The sequence below is a fragment of the Bacillus sp. FSL W7-1085 genome (genome assembly GCF_038595035.1).
Classification (GTDB): Bacteria; Bacillota; Bacilli; order Bacillales; family Bacillaceae; genus Bacillus; species Bacillus altitudinis.
The window spans coordinates 833,267-854,575 of record NZ_CP152000.1; the positions used below are offsets into that span (position 1 = coordinate 833,267).

At 40.9% G+C, this 21,309-nt stretch carries 26 protein-coding genes; 16 read left to right on the forward strand and 10 right to left on the reverse strand.

Annotated features, from left to right (window positions below):
- Positions 1–219 precede the first annotated feature (219 nt).
- Positions 220–546, reverse strand: a complete 327-nt coding sequence (locus MKY11_RS04075) for a YnfA family protein (protein ID WP_017358827.1) — start codon at positions 544–546, stop codon at positions 220–222.
- Positions 547–900: 354 nt separating this feature from the next.
- Here MKY11_RS04075 and MKY11_RS04080 point away from each other — a divergent pair, with 354 nt between their 5' ends.
- The 6 genes from MKY11_RS04080 (at position 901) to MKY11_RS04105 (ending at position 4,754) form a co-directional block, all read left to right on the forward strand.
- Positions 901–1,467: a sigma-70 family RNA polymerase sigma factor gene (locus MKY11_RS04080; protein WP_017358828.1), complete on the forward strand. Its 567-nt coding sequence runs from the start codon at positions 901–903 to the stop codon at positions 1,465–1,467.
- Positions 1,464–2,222, forward strand: a complete 759-nt coding sequence (locus tag MKY11_RS04085; RefSeq protein ID WP_342501881.1) for an anti-sigma factor — start codon at positions 1,464–1,466, stop codon at positions 2,220–2,222. Before MKY11_RS04080 ends, MKY11_RS04085 begins: the two co-directional genes overlap by 4 nt.
- Positions 2,223–2,321: 99 nt before the next feature.
- Positions 2,322–2,819: a hypothetical protein gene (locus MKY11_RS04090; RefSeq protein WP_326242035.1), complete on the forward strand. Its 498-nt coding sequence runs from the start codon at positions 2,322–2,324 to the stop codon at positions 2,817–2,819.
- Between the two features lie 89 nt (positions 2,820–2,908).
- Positions 2,909–3,916 (forward strand): zinc-binding alcohol dehydrogenase family protein, encoded by a 1,008-nt coding sequence (locus MKY11_RS04095; RefSeq protein ID WP_342501882.1) that lies wholly within the window; start codon positions 2,909–2,911, stop codon positions 3,914–3,916.
- 13 nt (positions 3,917–3,929) lie between these two features.
- Entirely contained in the window at positions 3,930–4,457 is a 528-nt protein-coding gene (locus MKY11_RS04100; RefSeq protein WP_074041635.1) for a YfiT family bacillithiol transferase, read from the forward strand.
- Positions 4,458–4,469: 12 nt separating this feature from the next.
- Positions 4,470–4,754, forward strand: coding sequence for a hypothetical protein (locus MKY11_RS04105; protein ID WP_041506577.1), 285 nt, complete (start codon positions 4,470–4,472; stop codon positions 4,752–4,754).
- A gap of 17 nt (positions 4,755–4,771) precedes the next feature.
- Here the strand turns inward: MKY11_RS04105 and MKY11_RS04110 are convergent, their stop codons facing one another.
- Positions 4,772–5,251: a MarR family transcriptional regulator gene (locus MKY11_RS04110; RefSeq protein WP_008341672.1), complete on the reverse strand. Its 480-nt coding sequence runs from the start codon at positions 5,249–5,251 to the stop codon at positions 4,772–4,774.
- A 168-nt stretch (positions 5,252–5,419) separates the two neighbouring features.
- Here MKY11_RS04110 and mprF point away from each other — a divergent pair, with 168 nt between their 5' ends.
- From mprF to MKY11_RS04125, 3 genes are all read left to right on the forward strand, one after another.
- Positions 5,420–7,990, forward strand: a complete 2,571-nt coding sequence (gene mprF / locus MKY11_RS04115) for a bifunctional lysylphosphatidylglycerol flippase/synthetase MprF (protein ID WP_017366868.1) — start codon at positions 5,420–5,422, stop codon at positions 7,988–7,990.
- Between the two features lie 93 nt (positions 7,991–8,083).
- Positions 8,084–8,632, forward strand: a complete 549-nt coding sequence (locus MKY11_RS04120) for a thioredoxin family protein (protein ID WP_008341670.1) — start codon at positions 8,084–8,086, stop codon at positions 8,630–8,632.
- Between the two features lie 337 nt (positions 8,633–8,969).
- Positions 8,970–9,437 carry a DUF393 domain-containing protein gene (locus MKY11_RS04125; RefSeq protein WP_327855156.1) on the forward strand — a complete coding sequence of 156 codons (468 nt, stop codon included), beginning with the start codon at positions 8,970–8,972 and terminating at the stop codon, positions 9,435–9,437.
- Positions 9,438–9,472: 35 nt separating this feature from the next.
- On the opposite strand, the gene MKY11_RS04130 is transcribed toward MKY11_RS04125, so the two are convergent.
- Positions 9,473–10,729, reverse strand: coding sequence for a transcriptional regulator (locus tag MKY11_RS04130; RefSeq protein ID WP_008341668.1), 1,257 nt, complete (start codon positions 10,727–10,729; stop codon positions 9,473–9,475).
- 270 nt (positions 10,730–10,999) lie between these two features.
- Here MKY11_RS04130 and MKY11_RS04135 point away from each other — a divergent pair, with 270 nt between their 5' ends.
- Complete coding sequence (locus tag MKY11_RS04135) at positions 11,000–11,587, forward strand: nitroreductase (RefSeq protein WP_342501883.1); 588 nt, start codon at positions 11,000–11,002, stop codon at positions 11,585–11,587.
- A gap of 34 nt (positions 11,588–11,621) precedes the next feature.
- Here MKY11_RS04135 and MKY11_RS04140 read toward each other — a convergent pair whose 3' ends face one another.
- The 3 genes from MKY11_RS04140 to MKY11_RS04150 form a co-directional block, all read right to left on the reverse strand.
- Positions 11,622–11,777: a YfhD family protein gene (locus tag MKY11_RS04140; protein ID WP_342501884.1), complete on the reverse strand. Its 156-nt coding sequence runs from the start codon at positions 11,775–11,777 to the stop codon at positions 11,622–11,624.
- A gap of 61 nt (positions 11,778–11,838) precedes the next feature.
- Complete coding sequence (locus MKY11_RS04145; RefSeq protein WP_017358836.1) at positions 11,839–11,949, reverse strand: YfhE family protein; 111 nt, start codon at positions 11,947–11,949, stop codon at positions 11,839–11,841.
- 52 nt (positions 11,950–12,001) lie between these two features.
- On the reverse strand, positions 12,002–12,898 hold the full coding sequence (locus tag MKY11_RS04150; RefSeq protein WP_024720284.1) for a TIGR01777 family oxidoreductase: 897 nt from the start codon (positions 12,896–12,898) through the stop codon (positions 12,002–12,004).
- Between the two features lie 95 nt (positions 12,899–12,993).
- Between MKY11_RS04150 and recX the strand changes: the two genes are divergently transcribed.
- On the forward strand, positions 12,994–13,785 hold the full coding sequence (gene recX / locus MKY11_RS04155; RefSeq protein ID WP_342501885.1) for a recombination regulator RecX: 792 nt from the start codon (positions 12,994–12,996) through the stop codon (positions 13,783–13,785).
- 3 nt (positions 13,786–13,788) lie between these two features.
- Entirely contained in the window at positions 13,789–14,103 is a 315-nt protein-coding gene (locus MKY11_RS04160) for a YfhH family protein (protein WP_008341991.1), read from the forward strand.
- 226 nt (positions 14,104–14,329) lie between these two features.
- Here MKY11_RS04160 and MKY11_RS04165 read toward each other — a convergent pair whose 3' ends face one another.
- Positions 14,330–14,503 (reverse strand): YpzG family protein, encoded by a 174-nt coding sequence (locus MKY11_RS04165; RefSeq protein ID WP_003217811.1) that lies wholly within the window; start codon positions 14,501–14,503, stop codon positions 14,330–14,332.
- Positions 14,504–14,528: 25 nt separating this feature from the next.
- Positions 14,529–14,678, reverse strand: a complete 150-nt coding sequence (locus tag MKY11_RS04170; RefSeq protein WP_003217849.1) for a small, acid-soluble spore protein K — start codon at positions 14,676–14,678, stop codon at positions 14,529–14,531.
- Positions 14,679–14,794: 116 nt separating this feature from the next.
- Here MKY11_RS04170 and MKY11_RS04175 point away from each other — a divergent pair, with 116 nt between their 5' ends.
- From MKY11_RS04175 to MKY11_RS04185, 3 genes are all read left to right on the forward strand, one after another.
- Entirely contained in the window at positions 14,795–15,067 is a 273-nt protein-coding gene (locus MKY11_RS04175; protein WP_017366871.1) for a YfhJ family protein, read from the forward strand.
- 301 nt (positions 15,068–15,368) lie between these two features.
- Complete coding sequence (locus MKY11_RS04180) at positions 15,369–16,352, forward strand: glycosyltransferase family 2 protein (RefSeq protein WP_008341983.1); 984 nt, start codon at positions 15,369–15,371, stop codon at positions 16,350–16,352.
- 87 nt (positions 16,353–16,439) lie between these two features.
- Positions 16,440–19,034: a YfhO family protein gene (locus MKY11_RS04185; protein ID WP_342501886.1), complete on the forward strand. Its 2,595-nt coding sequence runs from the start codon at positions 16,440–16,442 to the stop codon at positions 19,032–19,034.
- 23 nt (positions 19,035–19,057) lie between these two features.
- Here MKY11_RS04185 and MKY11_RS04190 read toward each other — a convergent pair whose 3' ends face one another.
- Positions 19,058–20,191: an NAD(P)/FAD-dependent oxidoreductase gene (locus tag MKY11_RS04190; RefSeq protein ID WP_342501887.1), complete on the reverse strand. Its 1,134-nt coding sequence runs from the start codon at positions 20,189–20,191 to the stop codon at positions 19,058–19,060.
- A gap of 206 nt (positions 20,192–20,397) precedes the next feature.
- On the opposite strand from MKY11_RS04190, the gene MKY11_RS04195 reads away from it, so the two are divergent.
- On the forward strand, positions 20,398–20,865 hold the full coding sequence (locus MKY11_RS04195; protein ID WP_342501888.1) for a DinB family protein: 468 nt from the start codon (positions 20,398–20,400) through the stop codon (positions 20,863–20,865).
- Between the two features lie 4 nt (positions 20,866–20,869).
- On the opposite strand, the gene MKY11_RS04200 is transcribed toward MKY11_RS04195, so the two are convergent.
- Complete coding sequence (locus MKY11_RS04200; protein WP_342501889.1) at positions 20,870–21,292, reverse strand: regulatory YrvL family protein; 423 nt, start codon at positions 21,290–21,292, stop codon at positions 20,870–20,872.
- Positions 21,293–21,309 lie beyond the last annotated feature (17 nt).

Consider the following 21,309-nt stretch of genomic DNA (forward strand, 5'->3'; position numbering starts at 1 on the left):
GTGTAGACAAACCCATGCATTCGGTGTCAGTCCTGCGCTTCGGTGCTCACGAATGTCAAATTCGCTCCGCGCCGATGCTCGTCCTTCCTAGGGCTGCAAAGGTTTTCTATCACGCTGAAAAGAAGACAAAGGGCTAAAATAAAGTTCATTTTAGCCTTTTGTCAACAATCTGAAGCCGGCATATTGCCGGCTTTTTAGCGTGTGATCATCATCCGACCATTAACTGCGGGGGGCAAATAACATCACACTGACACCAGCTAAACAGATCAAAGCACCCATCCAGTCATAGAAATCAGGGGTCTTGCGATCGACCCACCAGCCCCAAAACACAGCGAGAACGACAAAAACACCGCCATAGGCCGCATAAACCCGCCCAAAGGTCGGGAACTGCTGGAATGTAGGGATGACGCCGTAAGCGACCAAGATGAGGCTACCTGCGATTCCGTAGCTGACGGGTTTTGCTTCACGCAGCCACAGCCAGACAAGATAACCGCCACCTATTTCAGCCAGACCAGCTAATAAAAAAAGAACAATCGTTACAATCATTTTCGGACACTCCAGTTCTCCAGTTTCGTTCTATTATGACATGATGAAAGGATGCGTTCTACCTGATGTAAATTGAGAGACTAATGAGAGTTTGCTAAAATCAACTGAACAGTGAATGAAACACATGGATTCTTGACTTTCCTTGAGGCGAGTGATCCAAATGGTCAATCCATCCGTTTAGTAAGTACATTCTCATGAGGAACACATTTCCTTTTTCAGCGCTCTTTTTTTCTCCTTGAAAAAAGAGTAAAGTACAAAGGAGGCTTATCTCAGCAATTTGAGAGATGAGCCATACGTGAAGATTTCATGATGAATGCATAATGCTCTTTCTCATGAAAAAGGAAGGAGATGACCATGGACACACTGAAGGATTTTGAGCTGTATCACAAGATCAAACATGATCGACATAAGCCCTCGCTTGAATTATTGTACGATCGCTATGAACGTGTGTTATATTCGTTTATTTATAAAATGACTGGAAACCGTGAGCTGGCGGAGGAAGTGCTTCAAGAAGTCTTTATCAAGCTCTGGCGCGGCATAGGAGAATACAATACAGATAAAGGGAAATTTTCCTCATGGTTATTTATGATGTCACGAAACACGGCAATCGATCTATTAAGGAAACATCGAAATGAAACAGCTCTTGAAGATGAGCATATTGAATACTTGGCAGATCATCAAGAAGATGTGTCAAAAGAAGTAGAATGGAACGAAGAAAAACAAATCATACGTGAAGCAGTATCAACATTGTCGAAAGAACAGCAAACCATCATCGAAGATGTCTATTTTAAAGGAATGACACAAAAGAGCATTGCGGAAAAACTAGGCATCCCTATTGGAACGGTGAAGGGAAGAGTTCGATTGTCATTGAAGCATTTACGAACGAAACTGTCTCGCGGAGGAAAGGAGGAAGAGGCATGACTCAGTGTAAACATCAAGTCATTGATTACTTTAACGGGCATTTACAAGGAGAAGAAAAGACGCAATTTGAAGAACACATCAAACATTGCTCGGATTGCAAAGAAGAGCTTGAAGAACTGACATCGCTCATGTCTGATATTCCGTTTCTAGCAGAGGACGAAACGCCTCCGGCAGGGATGAAAGACCGCATTTTATCAAGAGTATTTGAAGAAGAGATACGAGAGACAACAATCGCTGCAAAATCGAACCCGCCTCAAGATCTCAAAATAGTTCGTGATGCAAATGAGACGAAACCGTCAATGAAGAAGAAAAATCAATGGCTTTTGCCTCTCGTTGCCGCACTACTTCTCATTTCTGCAGCTGGGAACGTGTATTTCTTAACAAATGGAACAGATCAAGCAGAACAACCTGTCAAAATTGTTGCGACAAAATCACTGGCATCTGCCGAATCGGCAAAAACAACGGGTGCTTTTTCAGTGATTGAGCATCACGGCAAAAAAGAGCTTGTAGTGAGTGCAGACGGATTAAAAGGCCAGCTTGATTCATCAGCTGTTTATCAAGTATGGCTCATTAAAGGAGATCAGCCCGTTCCGGCCGGTGCCTTTAAAACAGATAGCAAAGGGGAGGGCACCGTCACCTATGCATTATCTGAAAAAGAAGCAAACGAATCATGGGATACTGTGGCTGTCACCCTTGAACCAAAAAAGAATAACAAGCTTCCGCAAGGCCCTGTCGTACTGAGTGCTGCATTTTAAGCTTGATTCATGAAGGATGCCTTTTTCAGGGCATCCTTTTTTGATAGGCAGAAGGAACCTTATGACAAATGAGACGTACTACATATAGAGGTGAGACACATGCAGCGATACATAGAAAAACAACTATTTCTCTTATCAGGTAGACACGCATTTACCGCATTTTATTTTTTGGTGATCCCATTCATTATAAAAGACCTTTTTAAATCAACTCCTTTACTTATGGTCATGATCGCTCTTTTTATCATTCATCATCTAGTGACAAGTATCGTATGGTTTTATAAATCAAGAAACATTCGAAAGCGTCAATCAGGTGACCTAACCAAACGGGGACATCTCGTTGTCCAGATCATGCAGAGGCTCGAACAGCTCATGATGCTGGGTTTTGTGATGTTATTGATCAGTGGATGGATGCAGGGAGACATTGTGACGTTATTATTCACAATTTTTCTGTTTATCGTCGTTTTCTTGCAGCACATTCAGTTTTATTATGTTCAGTACTTTTTTAAATCGAGCGGCTGGTTCACCTATGTCCTCTCTTTACAAAAGGCACGTCCTTCTTACATCGTGAGGGAACGAAGGGCTTTGAAGAAATCCTAAATGTACAATCGCTTGCTGACTGATCCATCAGCATCAGAAATGTATGATAAAATGTGGAAAAGAAGCATGGAGAAAGGGAGTGCGAGCGAGTGAAAGCAGTTGGATTATTTGAGTATTTGCCAATTGAGCATGAACAAAGCTTGATCGATCAGGAGGTGGCAAAGCCCAAAGCAGCTGGCAAGGATATTTTGGTGAAAGTAGAGGCTGTGTCGGTGAATCCAGTGGATACAAAGGTGAGGTCACCGAAGAATCAGAAAGAAGATGAATTGAAAATTCTTGGCTACGATGCAAGCGGTACGGTGGTGGAAGTGGGCGAAGCGTGTACGTTGTTTCAGCCGGGTGACCACGTCTATTACGCAGGAGATATCACGCGACAAGGCTCAAATAGTGAATACCAGCTTGTGGATGAGAGAATTGTGGCGAAAAAGCCTGCAAATCTCTCTTTTGCTGAAGCAGCTGCCATGCCTCTTACAACAATTACGGCATATGAAGCGCTATTCGACCGAATGCATATGAAGCGGAATGCAGAAGGCTCGACCTTGCTGATCATCGGTGGTGCAGGCGGAGTGGGCTCTATCGCCATTCAACTCGCCAAATTAGCAAAGGCGACTGTGATCGCCACTGCATCAAGACCTGAAACAAATGAATGGTGTCTCTCATTAGGGGCTGATCATATCATTGACCATCACCAGCCGCTCTTAGCGCAGCTTCAGGAAAAAGGGATTGGCGAAGTGGATTACATTTTATGCTTAAATGATACAGATGGCCATTTCAAAGGGATGGCAGAAGCGATTAAACCTCAAGGGACGATCTGTACCATTGTTGAAAATCAGGACCATTTAGACATTCAATTACTCAAAAATAAAAGTGCTGCATTTGTATGGGAATTCATGTTCACACGGCCGATGTACAAAACCTCGGATATGATGAAGCAGCATGAGCTTTTAAAAGAAGCGAGTACATTATTTGAAGAGAAGAAGTTAAAACATACATTAACAAAGGTGCTCAGCCCCATCAATGCCGCCAATTTGAAGCAGGCACATCAAACACTTGAGCAAGGGAAGATGATAGGTAAATTTGTTCTAGAAGGATTTTAAGGAGGGGCAGCAGATGACATCATTACAATATCCGATTGGCTTATATGAACCGGTGGACCAACAAACGAAAAAGCAGTTGGAGGCATGGATTGATGAGCTGGCACTCATTCCTCAAAAGTATGAAGAGGCAGTTGTCCCATTGACAGATGATCAGCTGGATACCCCATATCGGCCAGGAGGATGGACCGTTCGTCAGCTCATTCACCACGTAGCGGACAGCCATCTGAACGCCTACTTGCGATTTAAACTTGCGCTGACAGAAGAAACACCGCACATACGTCCATATGATCAGGAGGCATTTGCTTCACTTCCTGATAGCAAGGCGCCTATCAGCCTATCACTGCCGTTAATCAGCAGTCTGCATCGCAGGTGGGTCACATTACTTCGCGAGATGACAGAGGAAGATTTCAACGCTGCATATTACCATCCAGCCGATCAACAAACGGTGTCCTTATATGATGCAACAGGAATGTACGTCTGGCATTCACAGCATCATCTTGCCCATATCACGGAATTAATCAAAAGAAATCAGTGGAAGTAAAGGAGTTAACACATGTCTAGTAGAAGAATTGTCGGCGCTATGTTTATCTGCACGGCGGCATTGTTTTATATAGCAAAATTCGTTTTGTTTGAGATTCGTTATGGTGGAAATGTAGGCGGAGAAAGAACGATTGAGGAACTGGAAGATATACTCCCAGGCGGTACGTGGATCAGCATCATTTTTCTCATTATCGGTTTAGGTTATCTCTTGTGGGATGACCGGGAAGTCATTCGTCAATATCTTTTCACCCCAGATAAACAAGGAAAAGAAGAATTAAAAAAGACGGACCTCAAGTGACCGTCTTTTTTCCTTTTTTAGCCACGTTCGGGACGAAGTGCTTTTTCTAAAATAGCTAGACCTTCATTGACTTTTTCTTTTTCTTCATCATTGAGCCGTTGCAGGGAATTTTTAATTTTTTCATGCCCTTTTTGATAAATACTTCTGAAAATATTTTTCGCTTCCTCTGTCAATTCTACGACAATGATTCGACGGTCACGCTCAGAATGCTTTCGTTCCACAAAGTTCGATTGTTCTAACCGATCAAGCAGCCCTGTCATATTGGACAAAGAAGCCCCCATTTTTTCAGCAATTTCGGACACCTTAAGAGAGCCATGGTTATTGAGCAGCATGAGCACCTTCATTTGAGGCATACTCATATCCAGCTTCATCCATTCAGAAACATCTCCAAGTCCTGCAGCAGTGAGTACTTTCATATACAGCACCCATGTCTTTTTTTCCTCAGGAGATAGGATTTCCTCTTTTAGTACGGTGGTGTCATGAATATTATATTCCACGCTTGTTCACTTCCTTTAAGCGGCTCTTTTCTTTATATTACTGATTTTTACTTCTAATTGAAAGTATCATGAAGCTTTTGAATGTTAAACTGCATGAATTAAGTGGTATTTGTTGTATAATAATGGTCAGTTGAAATTAATGAAGCAACTTAGAAAGTTGGGAAAAACATGTGGAACAAAAAAACGGGTATGACGATCTTAAAAATGCTCTTTCCGATCGTGATCATCCTTGTCTTAATTTTTGTCGCCAAGCAGGAGCTGAGCGGCCTTTCCATTAAAAAGACGTTTTATATTATTGACAGCTTGAATCGAATGGACTTGTTTATTCTTGTCTTTCTTGGACTTGTCGCTGTTTTATCCATGTCCTTATATGATTTTATTTTAAGAAAAAGCCTTAATATGCCTATCAGCGGCTGGAAAACGATCCGAATTTCTTGGATCGCCAACTCCTTTAATAGTGTGCTTGGTTTCGGTGGTTTATCAGGAGCAGGGCTTAGAACGCTTCTATACAAGGAATACATAACAGATACGAAAAAACTGCTGAAAGGCATTGCCCTTTTAACATCCTCTGTTCTGCTAGGCTTATCTATTTTCAGTGATTTGATTTTAGTTAGGGTCCTGCCAGTTGAAAGTATTATTAGTCAGGAGCCGTGGTTATGGGCATTTGTCATTATTTTTGCTTGTATTGTGCCCATTTACATCATCATGGCGTCCATTCGAAAAAGCTCGATTGAGAGCGGTGAAAACGGACTGAAGCACCCGATCTATGCTTATATTGGTGCATCGTTTTTAGAGTGGCTGGCAGCTGGTCTTGTCATGTATATGGCTGTTGTCTCTATGGGGATGAACGTTGATGTCCGTATTGTATTAGGCGTCTTTGCGATTGCGTCAATCGGCGGTTTAATCAGTATGGTTCCGGGCGGATTTGGTTCGTTTGATCTGATCTTTTTACTCAGTATGCAATACATTGGGTTTGATAAAGAGATGGTACTGACAGCGCTTGTATTGTACCGCTTCGTTTACTCCATTTTCCCGTTTATTCTTGGACTTTGTCTAGCGGCATACGATTTAACTGGAACAACACTCAGGCGTCTTGAAGGCAATCCGAGAATGGCGCCTGCTATTGAAACAACAAACGTCTTAATTGTGTTGCACCGAGCTCTGCTCATCCGTTTATTGTACGGATCTTTGTCCATTTTAACGTTTGGAAGCGGTTTGCTCATTATGGCTTCAGTTGTGCTTCCTGTTGATCGTTTAGGTGTGATCACAACCATTCCACGCTTTTTGTTATCAGGGTTTAATGGTCTTTCTTTAATGTTCGGGATCATTTTAATGATTTTGTCCATTGAAGTGTATAAAAGAACGAAACGGTCTTATCTATTGACAATGATTGCCCTAGCAGGCGGCTTTGTGTTTACTTTACTAAAAGGGTTTAACCTGAGTTTAATCTTTATATTGCCGGTCATCATGGTGGTATTTTTCTCGCTTCGAAATCAATTTGTGAAGCAGCAGGCCCCTTATTCTTTGAATCAGTTTGTGGCGGCCGCCGCCGGATATTTACTCGTGTTGTTTAACTATAATGTCATTGGGAACTTCATTTGGATGAAAATTGGTCATTTCCTAAGCAAGGACTATTTGGTTCATAATGAACGGCATATCACGATGACCAGTATGATTGCTTTAATTGGTGTTCCTCTTTTCTTTTTCATTAGCAAATTGATTTTTAATAAAAAAGCAGTTCCAATCGGTGAAGAAGCCGATGAAGAAAAATTAAAAACTTTTCTCGAAGAAAAGGGAGGAAATGCTCTTAGTCATCTAGGTTTTTTGGGAGACAAAAAACTGTTTTTCTCAAGTGATGGAGAGGCGATGCTTCAGTTTGGCCGGATTGGCCGTTGCGTTATTGTGCTTGGAGATCCTTCTGGGCGTAAAGCCTCTTATCCGCTTGTACTGGAAGAATTTTTGGAGCAGACAGAAAAAGCAGGCTATCGTGTCGCTTTTTATCAAGTAGAACGTGAAGGAATGGCGCTTTATCATGACCTAGGTTTTCACTTCTTTAAGCTTGGGGAAGAAGCCATGGTCGATTTAGAAACGTTTTCTTTGTCAGGAAAGAAAAAATCAAACTTACGGGCTGTCGCAAATAAATTTGAACGAGAAGGCTATACGTTTGAAATGCTGGAGCCGCCCTTTTCAGAGGAATTGATCTCAACCTTAAAACAAATCTCTGACAGCTGGCTGGGCAAGAAAAAAGAAAAAGGATTTTCATTAGGCTATTTCCATGAAGACTACCTTCAAAAAGCACCGATTGCGATTTTAAAGGATGAACAAGGGCAGATCATATCTTTTGTGTCCTTAATGCCGATGTATCAAAAAGGAGAGATATCCATCGACCTCATGCGTCATATGCATGATGCACCGAACGGGATGATGGATGCACTCTTTATCCACCTGTTTCAATGGGCGAAAGAAAAAGGCTACACATCCTTTAACATGGGAATGGCGCCATTATCGAATGTAGGCACGTTCCACCAGTCCTTTCTGACAGAACGTTTGGCGAGTGTCATCTTCAATAACGTCAGATATATGTATAGTTTCAGCGGCTTACGGTCGTTTAAACAGAAATATAAACCAGAATGGCGCGGAAAATATTTAGCGTATAAAAAGAATACATCATTGCCTGTCACAATGGTGCTCGTCACTAAGCTGATAGGAATGGACCCAAATCGAAAACGGCGTCCATAAGTCCAAAGAACCTTTACCTTTCACTAGGTGAAGGTTTTTTTAGACAAAAGAATAGCAAAAGTGGTAAAGTTGAAGGGTAAGGGGGATGTTCACATGACACTAAATGAATGGTTTACAAAGGGATTAGCTGAACGTACATATGTACACAACATGGAGAAAAATCGTGAAAACTTACTCACGGTGTACAACCAGTACGCAATTCATCAAAAGGAAAAAGAGCTGCTTCAAAAACTTCAAAAGAAAAAGCTCAGAGCGCTTGTGATTACAGCAGATTGGTGCGGTGATGCGATGGTTAATGTACCTATTTTCATGCGTATTGCAAATGAAGCACTGATTGATGCGCGCTATTTCATTCGGGACGAGCACCTAGACCTGATGGATCAGTATTTAACGAACGGGACCGCAAGATCGATTCCGATTATCGTCATCATTGATCAGGACGGGAAAGAAGTGGGGAAATGGGGACCTCGCTCAGCAGAAGCTCAGCGCTTTGTCGACGAGAAAAAGCCGGATAAAGATGCACCCGATTTTGAGGAAGCATTTAAAGTGTTTGCGAAAGAAGCCGCACATCACTATACGACAGATCGTTACTTATGGAAAGATATTGAGAAAGAAATAGTAGAAGTTTTGGCAAAAATATAAACCAAAAGACTACTTCGCCGCAATGGGAAGTAGTCTTTTTTTATCTTGTTTTTGCGTTTTACCTACAAAACACCGCATAAAGATGTAGAAAAACCGCAGAATTCTATCAAATACCGCAGAAAACCGCAAAGCATCACGATTTTCCCAACCACTTTTAGTTGAAAAACCTCATATATGCCATGAAATCAGCTATTTTGCCCTTATCTAAAGGCTCATATAACGCACGTCGGATGGCTTTTTCCCAATACAAGAGGCCCAGCAACTATAGTAATCTAGTTGTAATCTCCTTTGAACGAACTAAAAAAATAAATGAAGGAAAAGGGCTGGCGATCAATTTATGAAAAAAATCATCTATCTCGATCAAGAAAAAAAGAAGCTCGCTGAATCAAAGAAAAGAGAACAGCGTTCCATCAAATCACTCAGACTGCTTGTGTTTTATGACGGACAAAGTCCTTCATGTGCAAAAGCAATTGACCTGTTGAAATCACTCGATTGGAAAAATCGAATTCACTTTGAATCATTTAGAAACTCACAGCTGCTGAGACTGAATAAAATTAGTGAAGAGAAGGCAGAGAAACGAATCGTGTCTATTTCCTTAGCGAAAAATCAAAAAAACTCAGGGATTTATACGTGGCTGAAAATGGCTTGTCACATCCCTGCATTATGGGGAACGGTCCCATTCATTGTACTCAGCATTTGGCTTGGCTTTGGGCAGCATGCTTACGATTATTTTGCGAGAAAACGGTACATTCATTCTGTCGAACAAGTCACCCGTCCCGATACAGATCAACAAAAGACCATCTAATCATAGAAAAAGCATGACCTTCGATCGGCAGAAGGTCATGCTTTTTTATAATACGGGATATATGATGCTAAGTGATCAAGCAGCTTCGTTGTGTAAGACATATATGCACGCTTATCAAGCTCAGAAGCCGCATAGGAAAGCAAGGTTCTAAGAGCAAACAAGTACTCATTGTGGAGCTGATTGTGTTCAAAGTAAGGAATCGCTGCTTCTACTAAATAAGTTTTCAAATCATGAGGATTCTCTTCAATCATCAATTTATAGATTTTAATCATATATAAACAGTTTGGTTGAATACGAGGCTGTTTGAGCAGCTCGTGTATATATGGAAGCGCCTTTTTGCGATCATATTCCGCATACAATGTCGCGATTTCATAAAGCGTTTCACAGTAACGATCTTCTATCTGTTCTTGATTAAAATAATTGAGTGAATCTAGTAAATAAGGCACAGCGGATGAGAAATCGCCTTGGCGTTTTAAGAGAACCCCGTAATAAAAATAAGCTGTCATCTTAATATAAGCATCAGGGTGAAGCGATGTGTGTAAAATCACTTCTTTTAAATATCTTTTAGCTGTTTGAAAGGCCTTTAATTCCAGTGAGATGACCCCATGAATGAGTGTACAATGAATGACCCGCTTGAAATTATTTTTTTGTCTATACAAATCCATTGCTTGATGTGTGGCCTCAAGCGCATCACCGAGATGCCCCATGGCTCCAAGTGCTTTTGCATAGTGATAATACAGGTCGCTCTGTTCAACAGAAGCGTAAGAAAAGCAGCTTTCAAGTCTTTTCAATCCTTCTTCGAGCTGACCGATTTTAATCTGGTGGATGCCATCTAGATATTCAAACGTTTCTTTTTCTGTGTCAATAAAGGTTTTTTCAAACTTCTTAAGCACGCGGTGCGTTTTTAAGGCAAGCTGCTGTTTTTCTGTTAATAAATAAAATTGAAATAAGGACAAATGATACTGAATCCCTAAATCTAGCGAAAAGAACTGTTCCTCGTGATGAATGATCATTTCTGCATTTTGCTCTGCTTGATCGAGCGCATAGAAATACATGTTCATCTGAAACTCATCGAGTAATGACAACAGATGACGCGCCTTTTGCGACAGCGTTTCTTGACTAATTCCAAGCCGTTCAAGCAAAAGATTGATCGTATCTTGATTGGCCTCTTTTGAGCCATTTTCAATTTTACTTAAATGAGAGACAGAACAAATTCCTTCTGCCAACTCCGATTGGGTCATATTTTGTTTATAACGATAGAGTTTGATGATTTGCCCAATATTGATTTTCATTCCATTCAGAAGCCTCCCTTCCAATCATGGGTTGAAAGCTTTTTGAAAAAATAGCCGCATGAGACAAAGTGGAAATACCTGAAATCATTTCATCATCTTGGCTTTTTTCTCAAAATTTGTTTAAAACGTAATATGATTGTAACATTACTTGAAAAAGGCAAACAACTTTTTAGCAGAGAGGTGAGGTCTTATTTGCAAACAGCACATGATCATGTTTATAATGTGAATGAGAATCAATTTCAATTAAGGTTGATTGAAAGGATGACATATATGCCAGAAACAAAACAACAAACAGAAGCGTTAACGGTTCGAGACGCTGTCAGATATAGACGATCGATTCGAAAATTCAAAGAAACGCCGGTGAGCATTGAGCAGCTTCAGCCATTATTAGAGGATGCAGTCTATGCACCCAATCATAAAATCACGGAACCTTGGCGTTTTTTATATGCAGTGACGGATGAAGCAAAAGAGGTATTTGTTGAGCGGTTTATTGCTTTCTTTAAACGCAACAATCCAGACGCAAAAGAAGAAAAGATCAATCAGTACAGAGATTATTTTTCTAAAGTACCAGCACTTTTACTTGTTGTTCTAAAAGAAGACGAAAATATAGTTGTGAGAAATGATGATTTTGCCGCTGTGAGTGCGCTCATTCAAAATTTCCAGCTGCTGGCTTGGGATCAAGGAATCGGTATGGTATGGAAGAGCGGCCGAATTTTATACGACAAAGGGTTTCAACAGGATATGGGATTAAAGGAAAACGAACGCTTTGCCGCGATTCTTCACATCGGTTATCCAGAAGAGGTGCCTGAGGAAAAGTCACGTCAGAAGGCATCAAGCCTGCTAACTGAAATCAAATAAAAACAGACCTTTTGATAGGGTCTGTTTTTTTTACTTATTGTTTTTTGGCACGCTGATCGGCTGCTTTCATACGTGCCATCGCTTTTACGTCATTCGGATCTGCAAGTTCTTTGGAAAATTCAACATATTCGCCATCCGTCTCTTGTGCCTCAAGCTGGTGGTTGGATTTTTTGTGTTGGTCTTTTTTCAAAGCTTTTCCCTCCTTTACAAGATCACTTTAGTTATGTGCTTGTAAAAGAGGAATATCCGTTTTATTTGTTTCTTTTTTCTGCTGCTCTTTCCGCTTTTTTGAATTCCTGCTGATACAGAACTTCCTGGGTTTTCTTCAGTTTTGAAGTCGGCTGGTGTTCTTTTTTCTTCATCAAAATCGCCCCCTCATCTCATTTTTAATAGGATGGGTGTTTTTGACAAAATTTATTCCTCTGAATGCAAAATCGCTTCTTTTAGCTCAGGGTGTAAAAATTCATAAGAAGACAGCAGTGCCTTTTTCGGCAGAGCACGTTGGCCTTCTAATACAAGCAATGACATGTCGCCAAGTGCGGTTTTGATGACAAAGGACGGCACCTTCAGCCAGTGAGGGCGATGAAGGGTAGATGCAATAGTTTGCCCCAGCTGCTTCATTTGAACAGGATTTGGAGATGTGACATTGAGTGGACCTGATATGTGTTCATGTTGAATGGCATACGCAATGAGATGTGCTACATCCTCCACGTGAACCCAAGATACCCATTGCGAGCCAGAGCCAATCGTTCCACCGGCAAACAGCTTGTATGGCAAGGTCATAAGAGGAAGTGTGCCTTTTTCTCCTAGCACTACCCCAAAGCGTGTATAAACCGTGCGAATACCGAGCGCCTCAATTTTTTGCCCTTCAGCTTCCCAAAGTTTAGATGTATGACTTAAAAAGTCTGTATCGGCTGGAGGGGCCTCCTCCGTAAAGTCTTCTGTCTTGGAAGTGCCGTAGATACCGACAGCACTTGCTTGAATGAGCACAGATGGTTTCGATTCCTGCGCTTCTATAATGCGTCTCACTTCTTGTGTGGATTGAATACGGCTGGAGAGAATGCCTTTTTTTGCTTTGTCCGTCCAGCGTGTGAAAATAGATTTTCCAGCAAGGTTAATCCATACATCAATCGCAGGCAATTCATGTTCAGGTTTAGCACCATCTGTCAGCCACTGCACGTAATGTAAATGATTTTGTTCGGATTCCTTTGGATTTCTTGTTAAAATATATAGATGATGTCCTTCAGCTGCGAGCACCTTTGTGACATGCTGGCCGATAAACCCGGTTCCTCCGGTAATGGCGATATTCAATTGACATCTTCTCCTCTCATATACATACCTATATCTTTCACGATTTTGAATCAGAAGAAACATCCTGACTGTTTGAAAAAAGGAGTGATCACAGGATGCCCTATATTACGAAAATCTCTGCTCAGAAAAACAATACAGAACGCGTGAACATCTTTCTTGATGAAAAGTACGCTTTTAGCGTTGATCTAGATGTGCTCGTCCAGCATGATTTGAAAAAGGGAAAAGAGCTGGACGAAGCCGATATCATAGAGATTCAATTCGGTGATGCAGTAAAAAAAGGATTTCAGCAGGCCGTCGATTATTTATCGTATCGGATGAGATCAGTGAAAGAAGTCACCGATTATTTGACGAAAAAAGACATACCAGCACCTGCTATTAGTGAAATTATACACAAATTAAAACATTATAAGTATGTAAATGATTTTGAATTTGCAGAAGCGTATGTAAGCACCCACCGAAAAACGAATAGCAAAGGCCCGTCAGTGCTAAAAAAAGAATTAAAGCTGAAAGGCATAGACGATGACACCATCGAACAAGCACTATCGCAATATCCGAATGATTTGCAGCTAGAGGAAGCAGTGAAACAAGTGCTAAAGCTGGTTAAGAAAGAGAAAAACCGGTCCGCAAAAGAAATTGAACAGCGTATCAAATTGCAGCTTCAGCGAAAAGGATTTTCATTTGATATCATTGATAAAGCCCTTCAAGAAGCCTATGATGGACAAGAAGAGGAAAAGGAAGAAGAAGCCCTTCACTATATGCTTGAGAAGGCAAAACGCAAGGTAGGTTATGACGGATCATTTGAGAAAAAAATGAAAGTGAAGCAATTCCTTTACCGAAAAGGATTTGATCTTGATACAATTGATCATGTTTTAGACAAAGGGGAATGACAGATGGAAAAACGCTATAGTGAAATGACAGAATACGAATTAAAGCAGGAGATTGCCGCTCTTTCTGAAAAAGCAAGAAAAGCTGAGCAGCTAGGCATTGTGAATGAATATGCCGTGTTGGAGCGGAAAATTGACATGGCGAAAGCCTATTTATTAGATCCAGCTGCTATTCAAACCAAAACGACTTATCACATCAAAGATACAGACGAGCAGTTTTATGTGGAGTATTTAAATGGTGTTTTTGCTTGGGGCTACAGAGTATCAGCGCCAAATAAAGAAGATGCCCTGCCGATTTCAATGCTTACTCAAAAGGACTGATCCCTAGAGATCAGTCCTTCAGCGTGTAGACAAACCCTCGCATTCTTTGTCAGTCCTGCGTGCTGGTGCTCACGAATGTCAAATTCGCTCCGCGCCAGTACTCGTCCTTCCTAGACTGCAAAGGTTTTCTATCACGCTGAAAAGAAGACAAAGGGCTAAAATAAAGTTCATTTTAGCCCTTTGTCAACAATCTGAAGGACTGATCGTTAGAGATCAGTCCTTTTCTTTACTTCGAACGTTGTTTACGGACGTTGTTCTGAAGTACGATGTCGTGCTGCGTTTGCTGCGTTTCTCCGTTGACCTGAGAGGCAGAATGTTTAGCATTCGCCCATGGTTGAGGGTAAGCGGTTGTTCTTAATTGAACAAAGTCTTCCATATACGATTTCCCATTTGAACTCATATCTCAAGCACTCCCTTTGGAAAAATTAGCGTTTCCCTGATGCCCTCATACGTTCCTGTGGACGTGTATTCGTCTCACCGTTCGGCCTTTTAGACGCATAAGCATCTGTGGCCCCTGGTTCGCCTTCAAACTTGTGATTCACTTGATTTGGAAAGCCCTTTGCTTTATTACGCATACTGATTCCCTCCAAACAATACAAATCATTTGCGTCTTTTGAAGACGTAAGGGTAGTATATGAAAAAAGAGATTTTTTTAAAAAGGCACTTTCTGCTAGATGAAGGAGGAACCAGTATGGAACAATATTTTGAGCGATTAACCGAACAACTAATGGAAAAAAACAATATGCTCACATATGAAGAAGCACGTACATGGGTAGAGCTCCTTTGGAGTGATTTTGAAACAACCTATGCAAAGGCTGGCCGCAAGTATAAAGGACAAGAAACGACTGAACGGATTGTCCGAGAATGGATCGAAAGCTACGGCGCTCAGCTGCATTTATTTCAAAATAAACAATCGAAGGCAAATGAGCATCTGCAACAAAACGACAAAGGGCTGCTGCATTAAAAGGGTTGCCCTTTTCACTTCCACTCATCTTTTTCAATAAACAGGAAAATATATAATTGACCAAACAATTTTATGAAACAATACCCAGTCTGTGATCAAAATTACAGGCTTTTTACAATGGATAAACTTAAAATTACATTAAATTCATGTTGGTGAAAATCACTGGAAATAAAACTCTGATATAATGTAACGATTAAGGATACATGAAATTTATGGATAATAAAAAAGGGTTTCGTTTTCTGACAAAAAAGGAATAATGAACATAACAGACTATGTGAAAAAAGTGAAGAGAAGGTGCGATATGGAACGGGAACTGCTCTCTGTTATAATTCCTTCTTACAATGAAGGTGAAAACATCAGACGAATCTTTGAGGCACTCGAGGAAGAGTTTCGCGATTTTCATTATGACTTTGAAATCATCTTTGTGAATGATGGAAGCAAAGACAATACGCTTCAATACATGAGAGAGCTCTCTCACAAAAGTGCAAAAGTCAAATACATTTCCTTTTCTCGTAACTTTGGGAAAGAAGCTGCAATTTTAGCAGGTCTTGAGCATGCAAAAGGGGAAGCTGCGATCATTATGGACGCCGACCTGCAGCACCCAACGTATTTGATTCAGGATTTTGTTAGAGGCTACGAAGAAGGTTATCATCAAGTCATTGCCAAACGAAACCGTAAAGGGGACAGCAAGCTTCGTTCTTACCTATCATCGATGTATTATAAAGTGATGAACAAGGTGGTCGAAGTGGACTTGCGTGATGGTGTAGGAGATTTCCGCTTAATTTCCCGTCAAGCGATCGACGCATTGCTTCAGCTGAAAGAGGGAAATCGTTTTTCAAAAGGCCTTTTTTGCTGGATTGGCTTTGAAGAAAAGGTCATCTATTATGAAAATGTGGAAAGACAGCACGGTGATACAAAATGGTCACTGAAGAAATTATTTAACTACGGGATTGATGGGGTCATTTCCTTTAACAACCGCCCGCTGCGTATTTGTTTTTATACGGGTATTTTGATCTTATTTCTCTCTTTGATTTACATCGTGGCGACCTTTATTCAAATCGTCAGAACGGGCATCATGGTACCGGGTTATTTCACTTTAATCTCAGCTGTGCTTTTCCTCGGTGGTGTCCAGCTCTTGAGTCTAGGTGTGATCGGAGAATACATTGGCCGGATTTACTATGAAACGAAAAAGAGGCCGCATTACTTAATTCAAGAATCAAATGTCATGGAACAAGAGACAAGCTCAAAAGAACAAGACCGAGTGTTAACACAGTTATTTAAATAACGTGGAGTCAAATAACCGGCAAGCACGAATCGCTTGCTGGGTTGTTTTGTTTCAATGAACAGTGGATCTTTTGGAGAAAGGATTTAGATGATGAAACGTAGATGGATACTCATTGGAATGTGCCTCATTCTTGCTTTATTAGGCCACTCCTTTTTCTTATATGAATATACGCAAGGCCGATATATGACGGGAGATGGGGATGGCATTTCACAAATGCTCCCGTTTAAAAAGCTGCTGTATGACGAATACGTCAAAGGAAACTTCTTTTATTCCTATCAATTTGGTCTAGGCGGCGGTACATATACGCAATTAGGTTATTATTTTACAACGTCGATGGTCTTTATGGTCACAGTCGCTGTTGTCTGGCTGTTAAATGCGCTTCACCTTGTACAGTCAACAGACATTCACTTTTGGGCAAATGCTGTTATTTGGCTGAGTGTGATCAAGCTGACAGTCATTCTGTTCATCGCATATCGTGTGCTCCTTTCGATTGTGCAGCATAGGCTGGGGGCGCTGACAGGAGCCGGTATTTACGGACTGTCTATTGTGTACTTTCGGCATCAAACGTTTTGGGAGTTTTTCACCGACAGCATGATGTGGCTTCCGCTGCTTGTGCTCGGGGTTGAACGGATTTTTAAAACAGGCAAGCCGGCTTGGTTTATTGCGGCTTGCAGTCTCATGCTGATCAATAATTTTTACTTTGCTTACATTCACTTTATCTTTTTAGCCATTTATCTCGTCTTCAGATATATGATTAAGCTTCAAAGCGAGGAGCGAGGCTGGAAGGTGTTCTGGACCCTTGCGATCTCTACGTTGTTATCGTTTGGGATCAGTGCTGCCTTTTTTATCCCGTCTGTTTACGGCTTTCTCAATAATGTAAGACCGCCGTATGAACAGGCAATTCCTTGGTTTGAGCTGCATGATCATCTGCTGTTTACAAGCAGGGTGTATTTATTGCCGGTCATCTTTCTGATTTGTCTGTTTCTCGTTCCGCTATACCGGAACAGATGGTTTTTCATGTTCACATCGATCAGTGTTCTGCTGATCATTTTTCACTACAGTCCAAAGATGGCGAGCGTGTTTAATGGTTTTTCTGCACCGCAGTACAGATTTGAATACATTCTTGCTTTTACAGTCGGAGCAGTCGTAGCCATCACCATCAAGCATTTCTCGCAAATGGAGTGGAAGTGGAAAAAACGTGCGGTTTTAGGCGCTTGGATTGTATTCCTTCTCGCAGTCGCCCTTTCAGAACGAGCAAAGGGAAATATGGATGTTGTTGTATTTACCGGAATAGGACTGCTTGTGATCAGCTTGTTCTTCCTCTCGATACATGCGGGGAAACGTCTGCACCTTCGTCTCTTTTCAGCTGTGCTCATCGTTGTGAGCTTACTGACAGCAGGCGTGTATCAGCAGGGCTACTTATTTGAAAGAAGCAATATTAAGAGCGTATCAGATACGTATCTGAATAGTGAGGCGTATGCTGGACATGAGCAAATGAAGCTCATTCAGCAGATTCAAAGCCGCTCAAAAGAAGATCCGTTTGCCCGGATTGATTGGATGAACGGCGTGCGCAACAACACCCCGTTATTTGAAGGCTTTCAAGGCATGAGTGCGTATTCAAGTATATTGAATCAGCATCTGCTCCATTTCTACTGGAATGACCTGCAAATTGATATGGGACGGGAAAGTGTCAGCCGGTATGCAACAATGGGGGACAGGGCGAATTTATACAGTCTGACCTACGGGAAGTATTATATGAGAGACAAATCGATGTCTTTCTCACCGCCGGTTTATTTTAAGCCCATATTGGAAAGCGAACATTATGAAGTGTATGAAAATACACGTCCGCTCCCATTTGCAAGAACAACGAGTACCGTCTATTCAGAAAAGTCACTAGAGCATGCGTCAGCACTTGATAAAGAACATGCGATGTTGCAAGGTGTGATCTTAAACAAAAAAGGAAATGCTGAAATCGACCAATCGCCTGATCGAATAAAGGATACAAACATTCATACTGAACAATCTGTATACGAAAATGGCGTGCTTGATGTATACGGGAAAACGGGCGGGCTGAATATCACCCTTCCAGATGATATCGCTCGCGTGGGGGATGTGTATGTGAGCTTTTATGTGAAGCGGACCGACCGTAACGAAGGGTTTCAGTTATCTGTGGATGACTACGTCACATCACGCAAAAGCAATACGTCTATCTACAAAACAGGCGTTAATGACGTGACGATCAGAGTCCCTGCGGAAAAAATCCTTTCCATACGAGTTCCAAAAGGGACGTATGAGCTGAGTCAATTAAAGCTGTATCATGAGCCTTACCGCACCCTTGCGCGGGCATATGAAAAAGGAAAACAAGATGATGGCAGCCAGCAGGTGAAACTTAAAAATAACCGCTTTACGATTTCTTATGAGAACAAGCGCGGCGATGATTATATGATTCTGCCTGTTCCATATGAAAAAGGCTGGGAGCTCACGGTGAACGGCCATCAAACCGATATTGAACAAGCCAATTATGCGTTTATCGGTTTTCCAATAGAAAAAGGCAAAAACGAGATCGTGCTAACCTACTATCCACCTTATATCAGAATTCTCGCATTGATTTCACTCGTCAGTTTGATCGGTGCGATCCTCTATGCACGGAGAAAACACAAGAAACACCACTTTTCAGCATAAGTGGTGTTTTTTTATCTTTCATCTCATACGTAAGTTTCTTCATCCCATTCAATCGTGTATTCGTTCATTTTTTTATCAATATCGTTTTGAATACTCATGTGTTGAAATAGCGCATTCAATTCTTCTGTCCTCTTTCTTCGATCCTTTTCATAATAATAGAACGCATCTCGATAATCATGATCTCTTAGCATCTTTGCTATGAGCATGGCATCTTCTAGACTATACGATGCTCCTTGACCAACAAAAGGGTTCGCCGTATGTACCGCATCACCTACAAGAACAACACGTCCTTTTGACCACACAGGAAAATCCTTTATTTCATAGATACTTCTTGGAAAGAACATGTTTGTATGATCGATGATGTCAGAAAGGTGTTTAGGAATGTTCCAATGTTCCATTTGTTTATATAATAACTGTCGGATGGTTTCTTGATTGGCTTTCTCAAAATGTTTTGTAGGTAACTTCTCAGGACACTGAGAGAAAGCTTGCCATAAAATATTCATTTTATTTGTTGGATGCGCTTTTCCAAAAATGAATTGGAAGTTTCCGTCATTGTAAAAATAACTTGTTGCCTCATCCAATACAAAATCCTTCACAAACGATACTCCTTGTAGTCCCCAAAAACCGCTATAGTCTAATTTAGCATTAAACGCAATAGCCTCTCTTGTTTTAGAAAAAGTTCCATCTGCTCCTATTACGATATCACCTGTTATCTCAGTTTCATCTTCAAAAAGAACCTGAACGGAATGAGGTTGCTGTTTGATTGAGATTAACTTTTTGTTGTACTTCACTTCTATTCCTTGACGGTGAACTTCTTTTAAAAGTGATTTGATGATTTGGTCTCTCATGACGTTCAGTAAAGGGGCATCATAATATTTTTCACTATAATTGTGAAAGATCGCTTCTACTTCATTTTCACTGTTTATTTGCTGGATCTTCTTTATCACTGTTGCATTTGCTATCACTTCATTTTTACACCCGATTCCATCCAAAATCTTTACCCCATTCGGAGACAGTAAAAAACCTGCTCCTGTTTCTAATTCTTCATCTGACCTGCTTTCATAAATCGTACTTTCCATTCCAGCCTTTTTTAAAAATAAAGCAGTAGCCAATCCTGCTACACCACTGCCGATAATGATCACATTTTGAGATTTCATCATTTTTCCTCCCTTTTTATAAACAGACCGGTCGGTTTATTTTAGTGCGAAAAAATAAGCTTTTTCATATAGGACAGCGTATCACAATTCCCCCTTTTCATTTGGTAATTAAAGTATATGATAATATGTTATAAATGATTTAGCAAGAATGAAACTAACCAATTTCTGATCAACTTCTTTTAAAAACATGAAGGGGATAACAAAACATGAACAAAGACACCGTGATAAAACACTATGAACACACCCTTGAATGGGTACAGTCACTAACGGAAGTAACAGAAGAAGAATGGCGTAGCGCCATCGCTGATGGAAAGTGGAGCATTGCTGAGATCATCGCACATTTCGTTCCATGGGATGAATTTATTTTACACGATCGCCTAAAGGAATTTTGGAACAATAAAGCGTTACCTCAGGCACCTGATGTGCATGAAATGAACCGGCAGTCAGCCGAAAGAGCAAGAAAGGAAGAGAGAAGCGAGACGATCGGGCGATTTATTGCTGTTAGAACAAAGTTGCTTCAAGAAATGAAGAAAATCGAAGCATCTCGCTGGAATACATCCTTTTTGATCGGTCAAACCGAGCTGACGTTATCAAGTTATTTTCAAGGTTTGATTAAACATGATCTCCATCATATGGAGCAGGTCAAACAAGCGCTCTTCACAAAAAGACGATAGCGCCTCACGAAGTTTCCTTATCAAACGAAAACGTCGCATAATCAAACAAAAAATGAAATAGCCAAAGACTTAGCGCAAAGAGAATTTCTTCAGAAGTAGTCAGCAAAATGCCGTCAACTAATTCGTCTGATACATAGACAGCACCCCAAATAAACAAAAGGTGAAATAAAACGGCATAGAAAATGATGGATCGTTTTTTGGACCGACACTTACGAACAAACCGCATGAGCACGTGTTCCAGATGTTCAAAAGAGATCCCAAGTACAACATAGATGCCCATAAACAGTAGCAGCGATAAAATCGATTGGTAAAAAGCACCGGTCAAATGAAAGAACAGCACACAAAACAACAAAAATATGTAACAGACAGCTGATAGCGCCATGAGCCATTTCAGCCCTTGCCATAAAGCGTGAACAGATTGTTGCATGGGTAAACAACACTCCT